This window comes from Rhizobium sp. P2_G9, from assembly GCF_056403475.1.
This window is the reverse complement of the sequence record NZ_JBFUFK010000018.1, coordinates 25984-42707: the sequence shown is the minus strand read 5'-3', so window position 1 is coordinate 42707 and position 16724 is coordinate 25984. Positions and strand designations below refer to the sequence as shown.

14 protein-coding genes are annotated in these 16724 nt (G+C 60.8%); 7 read left to right on the top strand and 7 right to left on the bottom strand.

Features of this window, described 5'->3' with window-relative positions; translation table 11 throughout:
- Position 1 precedes the first annotated feature (1 nt).
- The gene (metF, locus tag AC1DYF_RS16850; protein WP_477877893.1) at positions 2-901 is read left to right on the top strand and encodes a methylenetetrahydrofolate reductase [NAD(P)H]; all 900 of its coding nucleotides are present in this window, start codon (positions 2-4) and stop codon (positions 899-901) included.
- A gap of 421 nt (positions 902-1322) precedes the next feature.
- Here metF and AC1DYF_RS16845 read toward each other — a convergent pair whose 3' ends face one another.
- The 5 genes from AC1DYF_RS16845 to AC1DYF_RS16825 form a co-directional block, all read right to left on the bottom strand.
- Positions 1323-2240: a DMT family transporter gene (locus AC1DYF_RS16845; protein WP_477877892.1), complete on the bottom strand. Its 918-nt coding sequence runs from the start codon at positions 2238-2240 to the stop codon at positions 1323-1325.
- Between the two features lie 152 nt (positions 2241-2392).
- A complete protein-coding gene (locus tag AC1DYF_RS16840; RefSeq protein ID WP_477877891.1) occupies positions 2393-3592 on the bottom strand; it encodes a lytic murein transglycosylase in 1200 nt (399 codons plus the stop codon).
- Between the two features lie 136 nt (positions 3593-3728).
- On the bottom strand, positions 3729-4505 hold the full coding sequence (locus tag AC1DYF_RS16835) for a glycoside hydrolase family 25 protein (protein WP_477877890.1): 777 nt from the start codon (positions 4503-4505) through the stop codon (positions 3729-3731).
- A gap of 180 nt (positions 4506-4685) precedes the next feature.
- Positions 4686-5348 (bottom strand): class I SAM-dependent methyltransferase, encoded by a 663-nt coding sequence (locus AC1DYF_RS16830; protein WP_477877889.1) that lies wholly within the window; start codon positions 5346-5348, stop codon positions 4686-4688.
- Positions 5345-6592, bottom strand: coding sequence for a BtaA family protein (locus AC1DYF_RS16825; RefSeq protein WP_477877888.1), 1248 nt, complete (start codon positions 6590-6592; stop codon positions 5345-5347). The genes AC1DYF_RS16830 and AC1DYF_RS16825 overlap by 4 nt, the downstream gene beginning before the upstream one ends.
- Positions 6593-6810: 218 nt before the next feature.
- Here AC1DYF_RS16825 and AC1DYF_RS16820 point away from each other — a divergent pair, with 218 nt between their 5' ends.
- A complete protein-coding gene (locus AC1DYF_RS16820) occupies positions 6811-8397 on the top strand; it encodes a putative bifunctional diguanylate cyclase/phosphodiesterase (protein WP_477877887.1) in 1587 nt (528 codons plus the stop codon).
- A gap of 94 nt (positions 8398-8491) precedes the next feature.
- Complete coding sequence (locus tag AC1DYF_RS16815; protein ID WP_477877886.1) at positions 8492-9940, top strand: serine hydrolase domain-containing protein; 1449 nt, start codon at positions 8492-8494, stop codon at positions 9938-9940.
- A 360-nt stretch (positions 9941-10300) separates the two neighbouring features.
- Here the strand turns inward: AC1DYF_RS16815 and AC1DYF_RS16810 are convergent, their stop codons facing one another.
- Both AC1DYF_RS16810 and AC1DYF_RS16805 read right to left on the bottom strand, forming a co-directional pair.
- On the bottom strand, positions 10301-11242 hold the full coding sequence (locus AC1DYF_RS16810; RefSeq protein WP_477877885.1) for a transglycosylase SLT domain-containing protein: 942 nt from the start codon (positions 11240-11242) through the stop codon (positions 10301-10303).
- Positions 11243-11492: 250 nt separating this feature from the next.
- Positions 11493-12704, bottom strand: coding sequence for a pyrophosphate--fructose-6-phosphate 1-phosphotransferase (locus AC1DYF_RS16805; RefSeq protein ID WP_477877884.1), 1212 nt, complete (start codon positions 12702-12704; stop codon positions 11493-11495).
- Between the two features lie 254 nt (positions 12705-12958).
- Between AC1DYF_RS16805 and AC1DYF_RS16800 the strand changes: the two genes are divergently transcribed.
- The 4 genes from AC1DYF_RS16800 to AC1DYF_RS16785 all read left to right on the top strand — a co-directional run bounded on the left by AC1DYF_RS16800 (position 12959) and on the right by AC1DYF_RS16785 (position 16610).
- A complete protein-coding gene (locus tag AC1DYF_RS16800; RefSeq protein ID WP_477877883.1) occupies positions 12959-13162 on the top strand; it encodes a hypothetical protein in 204 nt (67 codons plus the stop codon).
- 184 nt (positions 13163-13346) lie between these two features.
- Complete coding sequence (locus AC1DYF_RS16795; protein WP_477877954.1) at positions 13347-14063, top strand: TerB family tellurite resistance protein; 717 nt, start codon at positions 13347-13349, stop codon at positions 14061-14063.
- Entirely contained in the window at positions 14060-14818 is a 759-nt protein-coding gene (locus AC1DYF_RS16790) for an N-acetylmuramoyl-L-alanine amidase (RefSeq protein ID WP_477877882.1), read from the top strand. The genes AC1DYF_RS16795 and AC1DYF_RS16790 overlap by 4 nt, the downstream gene beginning before the upstream one ends.
- 94 nt (positions 14819-14912) lie before the next feature.
- On the top strand, positions 14913-16610 hold the full coding sequence (locus AC1DYF_RS16785) for an Hsp70 family protein (protein WP_477877881.1): 1698 nt from the start codon (positions 14913-14915) through the stop codon (positions 16608-16610).
- The last annotated feature ends 114 nt before the right edge of the window (positions 16611-16724 follow it).

Sequence of the window (16724 nt, the reverse complement as noted above, 5' to 3'; positions counted from 1 at the left end):
GATGCAGGCTGACACCCGAAACGGCAAGATCAAGATCTCGTTCGAATTCTTCCCGCCGAAGAGCGAGGAGATGGACACGCAGCTCTGGGAGACCGTGGCGGCGCTCAAGCGCTGGCAGCCGGAATTCGTCTCGGTCACCTATGGCGCCGGCGGCACGACGCGCGATACGACGCTGTCGACCGTCCGCCGGATGATCCGCCAGGCCGGCCTCGCCACGGCCTCGCACCTGACTTGCGTCGGCTCGACCCGGGAGGACGTACACCGCGTCGTCGAAGAATTCCGCGCCGCCGGCGTCGGCCATTTCGTGGCATTGCGCGGCGACCCGCAGGGTGGGATCGGCACGCGCTACCAGCCCTATCCGGGCGGTTATGCCAATGCGGCGGAGCTGGCCGCCGGCCTGTCGGCGCTTGGCGATTTCGAGATTTCGGTATCCTCCTATCCGGAGAAGCATCCGGAAAGCGCCGATACGGCCGCCGATATCGACATGCTCAAGCGCAAGGTCGAAGGCGGCGCGGTGCGAGCGCTGACCCAGTTCTTCTTCGACAACGATGTATTCTTCCGCTATCTCGACCGCGTCCGTGCGGCGGGCATCGATATTCCAGTCGTGCCCGGTATCCTGCCGATCCACAATCTTGCCCAGGTGAAGAAATTTGCCTCGCTGTGCGGCGCCACCGTACCGGCCTTCGTCGATAAGGCCCTTGCTCCGGTCGACGATCAGCCTGAGGAGCGGGCGAAGCGCGCTGCCGAACTCGCAAGCCGCCAGGTTCGCGAGCTGATCGATCGCGGCATCGAGGAATTCCATTTCTATACGATGAACCGGCCGCAACTGGTGTCGAGCGTGCTCGAACAATCGGGATTCGTGATGTCTCAGCCGAGAAACCTGTCGTCTGCGGCAGCGTGAGGCTTGGCCCTCAACAAATTGGTCCATTAAATGAAAAGAGCGCTGAAGCAATATCAGCGCTCTTTCCTTGAATTTTCTTGCGGGCCTCAGCCCGATCCCGGCACGGCGTATCAGATAAACAACATCACGCCTACAAAGAGAAATGCCGCACCAACCAACATCGCGTTCAGTGATTGAGTCAGTCCCATGTCCGACCTCCTGCTGCTGTTGACCCGATCATGATATCGGCATTTCCAGCCTTGGAAAGCGAATCTTGTGCCGCACTGCGGTAGAAATCCCGCGCCACGGGCTTATTCACAGGGTTAATGGAATGAAATATCTTTTGTTTTTCCGATTCACAATTTTTTCACAATCGGCTCACCAAAGTTAACACTTGGTGACACTTCCGTAACGGAAGGTCACGAAACAGAGCGATTTGTGGCTATGCCCGGCTCCGCAGTCTGGCCACCAACCGACCATCGAGGATTACCAGACCGAGTCCGATGACCAGCATGCCGGCCCATTCCGCCGGTCCCAGATGTTCGCCGAGGAAGAGAATGCCGAGCAGGATCGCGCTCGGCGGCACGAGCAGGGTGACCAGCGAGGCATTGGTGGCGCCGGCGGCAGCGATCAGGCGGAAGAACAGGATATAGGCGAAGGCCGTCGAGATGACTGCGAGCGCAATCACGGCGGCGATGGCGTCGAAGGGCGGCAGCGTCAATCTCCAGGGATGGTCGACCAGCAGCGACAGGGGCAGGGCGATGATGGTCGAACCTGTCAACTGCCCAGCCGCGGTCACGGGTGCTGCAATGCCGCGGAAACGGCGTGCGAAGATCGCCGCTAATCCATAGGAGACGGCGGCGATGACCGGCATGGCGAGCGCCCAGAGCGGCGCGCCGSCGCCGGCGCCGAGATGCGGGCTGAACAGCAGGATCGTGCCGACCAGGCCTGTCATCGTGCCGGCGATCTTGACGCCGGTCAGCTTCTCGTCGGCTGTGGCGAAATGGGCGATGAGGACGGTCCAGATCGGTGTCGTGGCATTGAGGATCGAGGCCAGCCCGGCACCGATATGGGTCTGGCCGAGGAAGATCAGCGTCTGCGGAACGACGTTGTTAATCAGCCCGAGCAGCAGGAAGGCAGGCCATCGGGCCCGGAGCTCGCGATAGATGCCGAATCGACCGGCAATGAAGAGATGCAGCGTCAGCGCCGCGATCAGGAAGCGCAGCAGGGCCAGCGTGACCGGCGGGATGAAATGCACCGCGACGCCTGCGAAGAAGAACGAGCCGCCCCAGAGCAGGCCGAGCAGCAACAGCATCAGCCAGGCATTGAGCGAGATCGATTGGGTTTTCGGGGTGTTCATAAGTCTTACCAGCAGCATTGGAGATTGCGGCTCTTGACGGCCACCGCAACTATGCCTGTGGATGGTCGGCCCGGCCACCCGAAATCCGGCAAAGCAAAAAAATAAAAACGGCCCGACGATGCGGGCCGTGATCTCCAGGGATTGATCTCTGCTCAGAGCTTCGAAAGCAGTTCCGGCGTCGCCCAGCCGTCGGCCGGCAGGCCCAGCTTCTGCTGCTCTTGCTGGATGGCGATGCGAGTGCCGCCACCGAGAATGCCATCGATGTCGCCGACATCGTGGCCGAGCGCCTTGAGCTTCGTCTGCAGCGCCTTCATCTGGTCGCCCGACAGGCCGGTTGCCGGATTGCCCTTGAGATAGGGCTGCGCACCTGCAAGGCGGGTGGCGAAATAGGCAGCCGAGGTCGTATAGACGAACGACTTGTTCCATTCGAGATAGATGCCGAAATTCGGATAGGCGAGGAAGGCCGGCCCGAGACGGCCCTGCGGCAGGATGAGCGCCGCCTTCAGGGCGCCGCTGGAGGTGTTGCCGTCGCGCGGCTTGACGCCGAGCGCGAACCACTCCGCGGCCGTCAGCGGCCCGCCGATGCCGCTCTTCTCGAAGGGCAGGTTCTGCGGGATGGTGACTTCCTGCAGCCAGGGCTGGCCGCGGGTGAAGCCGAGATGCTGGATGAACTTTCCGGCCGTCAGGATGACGTCGTCTTCGCTCTTCTTGAGTTCGACATGGCCGTCGCCGTCACCGTCGGTGCCGAAGGTGATGATGTCGCGTGGCTGCATCTGCACCATGCCGATTTCACCGGCCCAGGCGCCGGTCGTGGTGTTCGGATCGGCATCGCCGTCGGCGACCATCTTGATGAAGGCGATCAGCTGCGGCCGGAAGAGGTCGGGGCGGCGGCAGTCATGCGCCAGCGACACCAGGGCGTTGCGGGTGTTGAAGTCACCCTGCACGGCGCCGAAATCGGTTTCCAGACCCCAGAAGGCGGTGATGACAGGGGCAGGCACGCCGTAGTCCTGTTCGGCCTTGGCGAAGGTGTCGGCATGGTCCTTGATCTTCTTGCGGCCGATGTCGAGGCGGGCCTGGCTGACGACGCGCTTGGAGAATTCGAGGAAGGTCTGGCGGAAGACGCTCTGGCCGCGGTCACGGCTCAGCACCTTGTTGTCGATCTGGGCGCCGGCGAGCGCATCATCCACCGCCTGCGGCTGGACGCCTGCAGCAATCGCCTCTTTCTTCACACCGTCAAGGAAGGCTCCGAGGTCGCCGCCGCAAGGGGCGGTACTCTGCGCGAAGGCCGCGCCGGAAAGGATGGAAGACATGAGGAGAGCGAGAGCGACGGGCGCAGTGCGCTTAAGCGGCATGGAACACCTTCCGATAGCGGGTTTGACGGCGCGGAAAGCTTTTCCAGAAGATTAAGGCGGATGCAAGTCTTTGCGTGCATCCGTCCCGGAAATACTGCGGATAGACCGGCCGAACAGCGGTCCGGCCTCTCGAAAATCATCCGGAGACCGACGCCACCCAGTTGTGCCAGTTCTTCTGTGAGCCTGCGAAGACATTGATGTCGCATTCGCCGGGCACGCCCGGCACGACGCCGGTGGAGGTATATTGCCAGAAGGCCCAGCGGCGTCCGGCATAGACGTTGGACGGATGGTCGGCGACCGAGCGCAGCCAGAAGTGATAGTTCTTGAACTCGCCGATCAAAACATCACGATGAAAGTCGACCGAAGTATAGATGATCGGACGCTTGCCGTAATGGGCCTCGATACGGTCCATGAAGCGCTGCAGCTCGGCGACGGCGACTTCGCGCGACGGGCGTGTCTTGCACGTCTTGGAGGCGGCATTCCATTCGACGTCGAGCACCGGCGGCAGGTTGATCGCCTGCTTCGGCACATTGCGGATGAACCAGTCGGCCTGTTCGTCGGCAGTCGAGCAGAAATAATAGAAGTGATAGGGAGCATAGGGCACGCCGGCCGTCGCGGCGCCGCGCCAGTTCTTCTCGAAATTGTCGTCGACCCGGTCCTTGCCCTCGGTCGCCTTGATGAAGACGAAGGAGACGCCCGAGGCGCGCGCTCTGGCGAAATTGATATCGCCCTGCCACTTCGACACGTCGATGCCGTGGATCGGATGATGCTGTGGAGCGCGGGAGCCGAAATCCTGCGGATCCTTGTCCTGAAAGCGCGGAGCTACCGACGCGGTCTGGAGGACATCATAGCTCGTGGTGCTGCAGGACGCCAAAGCCATAAGCAAAGGCAGGACAAGTGCTAGCCAGCGCATTGTTCCCCCGTGGATACGCAATGAACACCGCCCTCCGTCGCGATCCGGAATCCGCCGAACAGCAGGGCATGAACCCTGCTTGTCACATATCATCGTAAAAAATTGGTTAGTTTCAAGCGCAATATCGCCCTCGCGCCCGCCATGCACGCAGATTGTCGCAAAATGAAGGCGGATTTCGCGTCAGTTCCGGCGGATGACCGCGATCCAGGCATAATCACGGGCGTGCGAGTGAAATTCCAGCGTGAAGGGGCCACGTTCCGCAGCCATTCGCAGAACCGATTCCAGTTCGGCGCGTGGCGTGACGTGGAAACGCTTCAGCCAGCTTCTGAGACCGGAGCGGAACCATACGGGCAGTTTCCTCTGCTGGCCGAAATCGGCAATGTGCAGCGAGCCGCCGGGTTTCAGCGCGGAGAGCGCCGCCTCGATGGTTTTTTCCCATTCGGGAATCATCGATAGCGCATAGGAGATCATGATGCGATCAAAGCCGCTGACGCCGAAATCGCCGGCCTGAACCTGCGCGGCATCGCCGAGCCTGAGCACCGGGTCGGCGCGGCCGAGACAGGTGAGCGTCTTCTCAGCGCTGACAAGCATTTCGGAAGAAATATCCAGGCCGTAGAGACGGATATCCGGGTAGAGTTTTGCCGCCAGTGCGAGATTGCGGCCAGTGCCGCAGCCGACTTCGAGCAGGCTCTGGCGCGGGCGCATGTCGAGGCCGCGGATCATCTGGTCGCGGCCGAGCAGGTAATATTTGCGCGTCGCATCATAGATATGACGCTGGCGGCGGTAGATCTGGTTCATCAGATCCGAATGGCCGGAGGTCTCGCGTGCTGCCGATGCGCTCATGCTGTCCTCTCATAGATATGGAAGCCGCCATAGATCGCCGAGCGATCTTGCTTGTTGAGGCTTTCGGAACGGTCCTTGAGATAGGTCCATTGTGCAGCGACTTCCGGTGTCAGGCGGGCGTCGACAATGCTCTTCTCTGCCGCCGTGCGGAAGATGACGCGGGCGCCGTCGCGCGCCGTGCGGCTGATCTCAGCCCAGAGCGCGTTGATCTGCTCGTCGTTCATCCAGTCCTGGGCGTCGAGCAGCACATAGCGATCCATCGACTGCGCTGGCTTGGCCGCCAGCATGACGGTGAAATTGGCGTGATGGATGGCGACGCGGTCGAGATTGCCGCGGATCGCCTGATAGTTGGCGGATGCGAGGTAAGGCGGCAGCTTGCCTTCCTCGGGGCGCGGATAGCGGCGGGCGAAGGCCTGCCAGGCAAAATAGTTCTCGTTGAGCGGAAAATGGCAGGCGAGCTTTTCCACCCGCTCGCGCAGCACGCCGGCCAGCGTCTTCTCATCGGTCAGGCTGGCGAGCTCGTCGAACTGGCGCGGCGGGATGCCGAGGCCGAAGAGCGAGCTTTTGCGCGCCGTGATCCAGCGCACCGCCTTGCGGTCGAAGACCGGCGCGATCTTGCGGTCGAAGAATTCGCGCTGCTCGGCGACATTTTGCGCGCGCATCAATTCGCTCAGATCGATGCCATAGAGGCGGGCGGCGATGTGGCTGGCGCCGATGAAGCGGCCGAGCAGGCCGGTGCGGTAGAAATTGCCGTTGAAGACGTCGATGCGGCGCTTGCCGTTCAGTCGCCGGCGCTCCCAATAGCGCCGCGTGATCGGATCGAGATGGTCGGCAATGAAATGATGATAGGCCTTGCTGTTGGAACGCTCATTGGCGACGCCGAAGAAGCGCATCACGTCATGATGCGAGGGCAGGTGCCGGAAGGCGGCAATTTTGAGCTTGTTGAGCGCGATATGGCTGGCATTGAGGTCGACGACGTCGATCGATTCGGGGCCGGCGGCGAGATAGGTGAGCATGTTGCAGCCGCCTGAGGCGATCGTGGCGATGCGGTGGTGCGGCTGAAGTGCCATGGCTGCCAGATCGACTTCAGGATCTTCCCAGATCTGCGGATAGACGAGGCCGGAGAACAGCATTCCGAACACACGCTCGGAAATGCCGTCAAGACTGAGCGCCCGGTGCTGTAGAAGCGCACCCTTCAACCTGTGATCCAGCCCGAATTTCCGTACCCCGTTCACTTGCGGCATATCAGTGGTTCCTCTTCGATATGCCGGGAGCAATTATTGCAATTTCACTATGTTTTGATGACAGGAATTGTGCATAGCGGCAAAACATAAATGACAGAGGTCAATTTACAGGTGAACTATTTGATATTTGGCCCGATCTGACGCAAAAACTGGCCGCCGTCTCAAGGGAAAATTAACGGATGGCCGCTAGCGTGCCTGATATAGCAGGAGCGGCGAACATGATGTTGCGAACGTTGCTGCCGGGTCTTCCCCAGCGATATGCTTTCGCCGGCTCGGCAATCGGGGCATTATTGCCCATAGTTGGATTCACGACGGAAGCTCTTTCCCAAGGGCCGACCTCCCGCGTCGTGGAAAATTTCGATGATCCCGTTCACGCGTTGATTCTGACTGTGCCGGTTCTGGCCGGGCTTGTCTGCCATCGATTCGGCCAGACCAAAGCCGCTTTGACCAAAAGGCTCAGGGAGCGCGAAGAATCAGAGCGGCAGCTGATGCGGCTGTCGCTGCAGGACCGGTTGACCGGCCTGCCCAACCGGCGCGCACTGGAACGGGAAGTCGCCCGTTTCATCGAAGTGCGGGGGCAGGGGGCATTCCGCCCGGCGCTGCTGCTTCTCGATCTCGATCGTTTCAAGCATGTCAACGATACGCTCGGCCACGATGCCGGCGACGAACTGCTAAAACTGTTTACCGGGCGGTTGCAGGCCTCGCTCGGGCCGCTGCTCAGGCTTTTCCGGCTCGGCGGCGACGAATTTGTCGTCACCCTTGCCGGCGCGCCGCAGGACAGCGATGTTGAGCGGCTCTGCCGGGTGATCAAGGCGAGGGCGGACGAACCGTTCGAGCTCAGCTCCGGCCGCACCGTCACCGGCGTGTCGATCGGCATCGCCTATCTCGAAGACGGTGACACATCGATGGGCGACGTGCTGAAGCGCGCCGATCTGGCCCTCTACATCGCCAAGGATATTCCCGGCTCGGCGCAGGCTTTCCACACGGACGGCCTGGCGCAGCACATGCTCGACCAGATGCGCATCGAGCAGGAGATCGCCAGGGGCCTCAAGCAGGACGAATTTTTTCTCGAATACCAACCGATCATGGCAGCGGTGGATGGCCGGTTCAGCGGTTTCGAAGCCCTGGTGCGCTGGCGGCATCCGTCGCGCGGCGTCATCGGTCCGGACGGTTTTCTTTCAGTGGCGCAGCGCTGCGGCCACATGACCGCCCTTGGCCGCTTCGTCGTGGCACAGGCGATCCGGGACGCCGCGCGATGGCCAGGCTCGGCCGGGGTGGCGGTCAATGTCACCGGCGACGAGTTCCGTGATCCGGGTTTCGTCGACCATATCCGCCGTTCGCTCAATGTCTCCGGGCTCGCGCCTTCACGGTTGACCATCGAGATCACCGAACAGGTATTCACCGCCGACATTCATGTGGTGCGCGGCTGCCTCGTCGAACTCCGCGACATGGGCGTGCATATCGCACTCGACGATTTCGGCATCGGCTTCTCTTCGATCAACCATCTCCGGGAATTTCCCGTCGACCAGCTCAAGGTCGACCGCTCCTTCACGCGCACGATCATGGATGGCGGGCGCGACGCGCAGATCGTCGACATCATCATGCGGCTCGGCAAGATTTTCGACGTCGCCGCCACTGTCGAGGGCGTGGAGACGCAACATCAAATGGACATGGCGCTGTCGCTCGGCGCCACCGCCATCCAAGGCTACCATATTTCGCGGCCAGTGCCTGCGGATACGGTTCATGCATTGATCAATTCCTCCGGCTTCGAGCCCCTGAAGCCGGCCCTTATGATCAGCGCCTGAACCGCAGTCGGAAGTTGGGGAAGAGCAGCCCCTTAGCTCTTCCCCAACGACCGTTTTCCTGATTTCTATCGGGAAATGGAGTAAACCGACGATCATGCGAATCATCGTCAAGATACTGAAGTGGCTGGCTCTGCTGGTCGTCGTGCTGGTTGTCGGCGCTGCCGGCTGGCTCTATTTCCTTCCGCCCGAGCTGCTCAGAGTCGGAACCGCCTATGCGGCCAAGATCGTCTGCTCGAACGTCTTCCTCGCCCATCGCGATCCCCGCCAGGTTTTTGCCGACGACGTCCAGGCGCCGGGGAATCCGTTGCTCAAATATGTGAAGATCGACAAAGGCAGCGACTATATCGAGGCGAACCTGTTCGGTTGGGTGGCGCCGCGCTATGCGGTCTACCGGGATGGATTGGGCTGCACAGTGGCGCCGGACAGCAATCTCGATGCTGTGCGCAAGGTTGCCTTTGCCAAACCGGTCGAGGTGGAGAAGGCGTCTGAATATGAATGGCCGCTCGGCGACGAAGTCAGCCTTGCCGGCAGCGATCCGGTCAAGGCGCTGATCACCGATCCAAAACTTGCCGGACCGGGCATGCGCGCCATCGTCGTGATCAAGAATGGCAGGCTGATTGCCGAGACCTATGCGCCCGGCTTCAGCGCCGACACGCCATTCCTGGGCTGGTCGATGACCAAGACGGTGACCGGTGCACTGGTCGCCACCATGGTCGGGCAGGGCAAGTTCAAATGGGACCAGGATCATCTCTTCTCCGACTGGAGCGACGACCGCGCCACGATCAAGCTCTCCGATCTGATGGCGATGCAGAGCGGCCTGCAGTTCAACGAGGATTACGGCAACGTCAGCGACGTGACGCGCATGCTGTTTCTCGAAACGGACGAGGCGAAGTTCGTTGAGACCCAGCCGCTGGTGGATAGATCGGGCACGAAATTCCACTATTCCACCGGCACCGGTGCGCTGCTGACGCGGCTTTGGATGAACGCAGTCCCAGACCCGCAGGAGGCGCTCGCCTATCCGCGCAAGGCGCTGTTCGGGCCGATCGGCATGCGCAGTGCGATCTTCGAGACCGATGCGGTCGGCACGTTCTCCGGCGGCTCGCTGCTCTATGCCACGGCGCGTGACTGGGGGCGTTTCGGCCTGCTGCTTGCCAACAAGGGCGACTGGAATGGCGTGCAGGTCCTGCCGCCCGATTTCGCCACCATGCTGACCACCGCGACACAGCAGTCGAACGGCAGATATACGCAGGCGCTCGCCTGGAAACTGCCTCCCGCGGGCGGCGGGTCGGATACCGTCAACACGCTGCCGGCCGATGCCTTCTGGCTGTCCGGCCATGACGGGCAATCGATCGCCGTCATTCCGTCGGAAGGACTCGTAGTGGTTCGGCTTGGTCTGACGCCGGGCCGGCTGGGCTACCGGCCACACGAGCTGGTGGCCAAAGTGATGGATGCAGCCCGCGCGCCGCTGCCGGCGGCACCGACTGATAATGTCGTGCCGAAGAACGATGCGCAGCCAGATGAGAGCACGGTCGAGCCGGATTGAGGATTGCGGTTGGTTGCTGTCTGCCCGAGGAGTTGATTGACCTGGGCGGCTATCTAAGTATTGGTCCGGGGCACGGACTTGAGCCCCTCATCTGCCGTCGCAGCCAAGGGTCAACCTGGCAATTGTGGCAAGGCGTTACCGCGGGTTTTCCCAGCCCCTTGTGGGAGAGGAAGCAAAATCATGATGTTAGGAAATGCGAAATGAATCGTGCTCTAGCGCGGCTGGTCAACGCATTTTCTAACGTCTTGATTTTGCAGGTGAGGGGCTAAGGTTCAGGCGCGAAATCGGACTTTCGCAGCGCCACCTGTTACCTTTTTCTTCAGCCAGTCAGCGTCCAGAAAAACTCGACCGTTCAGCCGGTCATTGCAGGTTGAGTTTTTCGAGAAGCTGCTTCTTCTTGGCCTGGTAATAATAGCCTGTGCGGTAGAGCCAATCGGCCTTGGTGGCGTTCTTGTCGGCGACGATCCAGGCGCCCTTGAGATATTTCACCGCATATTTGAGATTGGTCTCGGCGTCCAATAGACCGTTGGGCGAGCCGATGTAGCCCAGGCCCCTGGCGGTGTTGTAGCGAATCTGCATCAGGCCCCAATTGCCGGCATGCACCGCGCCGGGATTGTAATTGGTTTCGCGACGCACCACGTGATGCACAAGTGATTCCGGCACGTCGTAGAGCGCCGCATACTTGGAGATGAGCTGGTTGAGGTTGGTGTTGCGCGTCGAGCTGACGAAGGGCTCCTGAGCGTCCTTCTGCAGGCCTTCCTCGGTGAGCGCATTGACCGTAGAGGGTGTTGTGTCCGTCGTCTCGGTGGTCTGTTTGACATTGACGGAGGCAACGTCCGGGGCGTCGAAACCGTCCTGCATGACGATCGGGCCGAGCGAACGCGTCTTGACAACGGGCGCGGGGTTGGTGTCGAGGCCAACTGCCGTGTCGGCGGCATTGCTGTTCACGGCGGCCATGGTTTCGTTGACCGCGTTCGGATCGGCGGAAGCGACCTGCACGGCCTGCTGCAGCGCCGCGCTGGCATCGTTGGCCGGCTTCGGTGTCGGGATGGCATAGGCCATGGCGACAGTCTTGTCGGTGGCGAGGTCGACGGGCTGGATCGTCATCGGCATCGCATCAGGCGAAGCGAGCGCCGTCGTGTCGACCTGCTGCAACTGGGTGACCTGGGCGGTCTGAACGGTAACGGGTTTTTTGGCAGGCACCATGGCTACGCTGTGAGATGTGGTGCTGCAGGAAGCCGCCATGCAAACCGTTCCGGTGACCAGAGCAATTTGTGTGGCCAGCTTCAATTTTTTGGTCATTTTCCCGCCCGCTTTGTTAAGTTTGGCCCGCCCCGCGCGGGACCCCCGTTCACAAATCGTTACGCCCTGATACCTCATTAACTTTTGCCGGGCAACCCTGCCCGAGGCTCTCTGCTACCTTAAGGAATGGCCGATTCGGTGTTAATAAACCTGTAATGGTTGTTAACGGGGGTGGTTAAGAAAGCGGAATTACTGAAAAACAAGGTGTTAACGAACCGGCCCTGTTTTTGAGCCGGTTCGTAAAAAAGTTTCAGAGCGCGGCCCATTCCTGACCGACAAATGCCATCATTTCGCCAAACCAGGGCTGGTCGGTGTCGAAATGCTTGCCGCCTTCGATGCGCTCGAACTCGATCGTGCGCAGCTTGCCGCCCTGGTTCTCGTCATGGCCTGTGACGCCGGAGACTCGGTTGAGGGCGCTTTCGACCGCGAGGTCGACCATGCCCTGGATGAGTCGCAGGTCGTCCTTGTTGGCCGGTGCGGAGCGGGCGAAATAGCCCGACTTCTGCACCATCGAGCGCTCGGCGCCGATCTGCTGGCCAAGCTGCTTGGAGAACCAGTTGCCGACATTGATCGTGTCGATCTTCACATGGCCGAAGGCATCGCGCTTGATCTGCTCGCCGGCGGCCTCGCGTTCGGCGACGATGGCGTCGAGGCCCGCGCCTTCCGAGACGAAGATGGTGACGCAGCCTTCCTTCTCCATGACCTTCTTCAATCGCGCGCCTTCCTTCTCGTAATCGAAGCCGATCTCGGGAAGGTAGATGCCGTCGATGCTTTTGAGCTGGGCATTCATCATCAGCCCGTCGACATATTCGTTCTTGCGCGACTTCTGTATATAGGCGCGGGCGGTGGCCGCCGTCAGCCAGCCGCAATGCCGGCCCATGACTTCATGGACGACGAGCGATTTCGGCGCCGCCGTCTGTTCGTTGGAGACATTGTCGAAGAAATGCGCGCCGACTTCGGCGGCCGTCCAGGCGCCCAGCGATTGCCGAATCGGCACGATGTCGTTGTCGACCGTCTTCGGCAGGCCGACGACGGTGAGTTTGTAGCCGTTGGCGTCGAGATAGGCGGCGAGGTCGGCAGCCGTCGTGTTGGTGTCGTCGCCGCCGATCGTATGCAGGATGGTGATGCCGTCGCGGCTCAGCCGCTCGGCGGCGACTCTGAGCGGATTTTCGCCTTCCTTCACCAGGCCGCGTTTGACACAGTCGGCGACATTGGTGAGCTTGACGCGGCTGTTGCCGATCGGCGAGCCACCCTGGTAATGGAGCAGTCCGGCCTTTTCGCGCATCGTCGGCGTGATCCCAATGCTGTCGCCAAGCAGCACGCCCTGGTAGCCGGAGCGATAGGCGACCAGTTCGATATCGGGTGCCACGTCGCTATAGCGCTGGATCAGTCCGCCGACGGCTGAAGACAGACACGGGGCCAACCCGCCAGCAGTCAGCAGCGCGGCTTTTTGTTTTGCCATATTATCCTCCATGCGGGCAGTTTGCCCGGACAATATGTGCATGTCTGCGGCACACTTAACAGTCTGTAAAGTGAAGAGATCGTGAAAAATTCCGCCTTGATGCCCGTCCTGCGGCATGGCACCCCGATGTGCCTAACATCCAGGTAACCTAGACACCCGTAAGCAATTGACGCTGAGTTGCTGTCGCGGAATGTTCATGCTAGGTGCTATTCATCGGATTGAGTCCGAACTGGATATAATCAAGGGAGCTGAAAATGAAGAAAACTGTTGCTGCAGCCTTCGTCGCGTGCCTGACCGCCGCTTCGTTTGCCATGCCTGCCGCCGCTACTGTCGTTGTCAAGATCAAGCCGGCGCCGGTCAAGAAGGTCGTCATCATCAAGCCGGCCTGCCATTGGCGGACGGTCAAGGTCGTGACGAACCATAAGGTCGTCATCAAGAAGACCCGCGTCTGCAAGTAAGCCTCGGATTTTTCCGGTTTCGACAGGCCCGCTTGCGGGCCTGTTTTCATATGGGCAACATTGCAAAAACTATATTTCCGCATAGGCGCGGATTACGAAAATTTCATGCTATCCTCAGCTTGCATTTCCGATGATTGTCGGTCCATGCTTTGATTGCAGGATTATGTTGATGCCAGGTGAGTTCATGTCCTTCTGGGAAAAACTGCTGGGTGCCGTTTCCGACGCTGCCACGAACACGCTGACATGCATCGTGGAGACGATTCGCACTGCCTTCGAGGGTGATCCCGAGACGCGCCGCCGCGTGGCCTTTTCGGTTGCCATGATCGCGCTTTCGGCCAAGATGGCAAAGGCGGATGGCGTCGTCACCGAAACCGAGGTCGCAGCTTTCCAGGAAGTGTTCGACTATCCCGCGGACGAGGCGCGCAATGTCGCCCGGCTCTATAATCTCGCCAAGCAGGACGTGGCGGGCTATCAGGCCTATGCCGAGAAACTTTCTGGCTTTTGCAGCTCCGGCCAGGCCAATTGCCCAATGCTGGAAAACGTCATCGACGGCCTTTTCCATATTGCCAAGGCCGACGGCGCCGTACATGAGAAGGAAATGGTCTTCCTGCAGGACGTGGCGCAGATCTTCCGCATTTCGGAAGAACATTTCGAGCGCATCACTGCCCGCCATGTGCATGTCGAGGGACGCGATCCCTATGTGGTGCTCGGCGTGTCGCGCAAGGATGATTTCCCGACGATCCGCAAGCATTACCACGCTCTGGTGCGGGAGAATCATCCGGACGGGCTGATCGCGCGCGGCCTGCCGGCCTCGTTCCAGGCCATCGCCAACGATCGCATGGCGCGTTTCAACGATGCCTTTGCCGCGATCGAGCGGGAATTCCGTCTCGCCGTCGCATGAACGTCTTCCAGCCGGACTTTGCCGGAGCCGAGGTGGCTCCGTCGCCCAATCATGGCGAGCGCCAGGGCGCGCGCTCACCTGACATGATCGTGCTCCACTATACCGGCATGCCGACGGCGGAGCAGGCGCTTCATTGGCTGACGGTGGAGGAAAGCCAGGTCTCCTCTCATTACTTCATCTTCGAGGACGGGCGTATCCTGCAGCTCGTGCCGGAGAGCCTGCGGGCCTGGCATGCGGGAAAGAGCTTCTGGAAGGGTGAGACCGACAGCAATTCGCGCTCGATCGGCATAGAGATCGCCAATGCGGGCCATCCCGGCGGCCTGCCGGATTTCACGGACGCGCAGATCGAAGCCGTCATCGCGCTCTGTCGTGATATTATTGCCCGCCATGCGATCGCGGCGGAAATGGTGCTCGGTCATTCCGACATCGCTCCGGTGCGCAAGGTCGATCCGGGCGAGAAATTCCCCTGGAACAGGCTGGCTGGGTCAGGCGTCGGGCATTATGTCGCACCCACGCCGATTGCTGGCGGTCGTTTCTTCCAGCGCGGCGATGGGGGGCCGCCCGTGGAGGCGCTACAGGCCATGCTGGCGCTCTATGGCTATGACGTGCCGGTGAGCGGTGAGTTCTGCGAGAAGACGGTCGGCGTCGTCGAGGCGTTCCAGCGGCATTTCCGGCCCGAGCGTGTCGACGGCGTGGCGGATGCCTCGACGATCGAGACGCTGCACCGGTTGCTCAAGGCGCTGCCAGGGGCCTGAAGCAATTCAACTTTTTATTGTCGGCCCCCGAGAATGCAGGTAGTGAGATGGCAATCTTGCACGCGTCTCTCTCTTCATCAATTTCGGACTCACGATGGCAATTATCGGCATTGATCTTGGTACGACGAATTCGCTTATCGGCGTGTTCGAGGACGGCAAACCCAATCTCATCCGCAATGCGCATGGCAGTTTCCTGACGCCTTCGGCCGTATCGATCGGTGCGGACGAGCAGATCCTCGTCGGTGCCGCGGCGCGGGAAATGGCACTGTCGAAGCCTGAAAACGCTGTCATGTCGTTCAAGCGCTGGATGGGCACCGACAAGGTCATCCAGCTCGGCCGCAAATCGTTCCGCGCCGAAGAGCTTTCCTCGCTGGTGCTGCGCTCGCTGGTCGCCGATTTCCAGGCTCATTACAATGAAACGGTGACCGAGGCGGTGATCTCCTGTCCGGCCTATTTCAACGACGTACAGCGCAAGGCTACGATCCATGCGGCGCAGCTTGCCGGTCTCAAGGTCGAGCGACTGATCAACGAACCGACCGCAGCGGTGCTGGCCTATGGGCTCGAGACCCATGACGAAGGCCAATTCCTGGTCTTCGACCTGGGCGGCGGTACGTTCGACGTCTCGATCATGCATAAATATGACGGCGTGTTTGAAATCCGCGCCTCTGCGGGCGACAATTTTCTCGGTGGCGACGATTTCACCAATGCGCTGGGGCAGCTCCTCTGCCGCAAATCCAACATCGATCTGCACGCGCTCTCCGGTGTCGAATTGGCGAGGCTGGTTCGCGGTGCCGATGTCGTGAAGCTCGAACTCTCGTCGCACGCGTCCACGGACTATCGCATCGAACTGAAGAGTGGGCGGCTCGAAGGCACCGTCACGCGCGACGAGTTCGAGCTCGAATGCGCAGATCTGTTTCGGCGGCTGCGTCAGCCGCTCGAGCGAGCGCTGCGTGATTCGACGATCGCGCCGTCCGATCTCGATGCCATTGTGCTTGTCGGCGGTGCGACCCGCATGCCGGCAATCCGCCAGATGATTGTACGGCTCTTCGGCAAGCTGCCCTTCGTCAATATCAATCCGGATGAGGTGGTGGCGCATGGTGCTGTCATCCAGTCGGCGCTCAAGGCGCGGCATGCGGCGGTCGAAGACGTGCTGCTCACCGATGTCTGTCCTTTCACGCTTGGCATCGGCATTGTGCGACGGAGACCCGATGGCCGCCACGAAGAGGTCGTCTCGCCAATCATCCAGCGCAATGCCACGGTGCCGATCAGCCGCGTGGAAAGCTACGTGACGATAGAAGACAACCAGTCAAGGATCGATCTGCGTGTTTTCCAGGGCGAGAATCTCAAGCCCGAGCACAACATCATGATCGGCCGCCTGAAAGTAGAGGTGCCGCCCAAGCCAGCCCACCAGGAATCGGTCAATGTTCGTTTCACCTATGACCTCAACGGCGCGCTTGAAGTCGAAGCGACGGTGAACTCCACACGGCAGATCTATAAAGCAGTGTTCGCCAACAGTTCAGGTCTCAGCGACGCCGATTTGGCTGCACGCTTTGCCAAGCTCTCCGCAATCAAGCTTGCGCCGCGCGACCAACACGAGAATCGCGAACTGATCGCGCGTGCCGAACGGCTCTATGCCGAGGTGCTGGACGCCGACCGGGATGCGATCGCCAATGGACTCTTGCACTTCAATGCGGCCATCGACGATCAGCGCATTCGCGATATCGATCGAGTGCGGCAGGAATTCCGGCAGTTCCTCGACAAGTTCGACAAGTTCGTCTTCACCCGGAGCTGATGGCCCTTATGACGACAGGCTATCCCTGGTCGGTCCTTGGCATCGCGCCGACCGATGACGCAAAAGCGGTCCGCAGGGCCTATGCGCTGAAACTGCGCGAGACGCGCCCCGACG

Coding starts and splice junctions, on each gene's coding strand:
- metF (WP_477877893.1), top strand. CDS start 2: ATGCAGGCTGACACCCGAAACGGCAAGATCAAGATCTCGTTCGAATTC.
- AC1DYF_RS16795 (WP_477877954.1), top strand. CDS start 13,347: ATGTCCTTCTGGGAAAAACTGCTGGGTGCCGTTTCCGACGCTGCCACG.
- AC1DYF_RS16820 (WP_477877887.1), top strand. CDS start 6,811: ATGATGTTGCGAACGTTGCTGCCGGGTCTTCCCCAGCGATATGCTTTC.
- AC1DYF_RS16785 (WP_477877881.1), top strand. CDS start 14,913: ATGGCAATTATCGGCATTGATCTTGGTACGACGAATTCGCTTATCGGC.
- AC1DYF_RS16815 (WP_477877886.1), top strand. CDS start 8,492: ATGCGAATCATCGTCAAGATACTGAAGTGGCTGGCTCTGCTGGTCGTC.
- AC1DYF_RS16805 (WP_477877884.1), bottom strand. CDS start 12,704: ATGGCAAAACAAAAAGCCGCGCTGCTGACTGCTGGCGGGTTGGCCCCG.
- AC1DYF_RS16800 (WP_477877883.1), top strand. CDS start 12,959: ATGAAGAAAACTGTTGCTGCAGCCTTCGTCGCGTGCCTGACCGCCGCT.
- AC1DYF_RS16810 (WP_477877885.1), bottom strand. CDS start 11,242: ATGACCAAAAAATTGAAGCTGGCCACACAAATTGCTCTGGTCACCGGA.
- AC1DYF_RS16840 (WP_477877891.1), bottom strand. CDS start 3,592: ATGCCGCTTAAGCGCACTGCGCCCGTCGCTCTCGCTCTCCTCATGTCT.
- AC1DYF_RS16835 (WP_477877890.1), bottom strand. CDS start 4,505: ATGCGCTGGCTAGCACTTGTCCTGCCTTTGCTTATGGCTTTGGCGTCC.
- AC1DYF_RS16830 (WP_477877889.1), bottom strand. CDS start 5,348: ATGAGCGCATCGGCAGCACGCGAGACCTCCGGCCATTCGGATCTGATG.
- AC1DYF_RS16790 (WP_477877882.1), top strand. CDS start 14,060: ATGAACGTCTTCCAGCCGGACTTTGCCGGAGCCGAGGTGGCTCCGTCG.
- AC1DYF_RS16825 (WP_477877888.1), bottom strand. CDS start 6,592: ATGCCGCAAGTGAACGGGGTACGGAAATTCGGGCTGGATCACAGGTTG.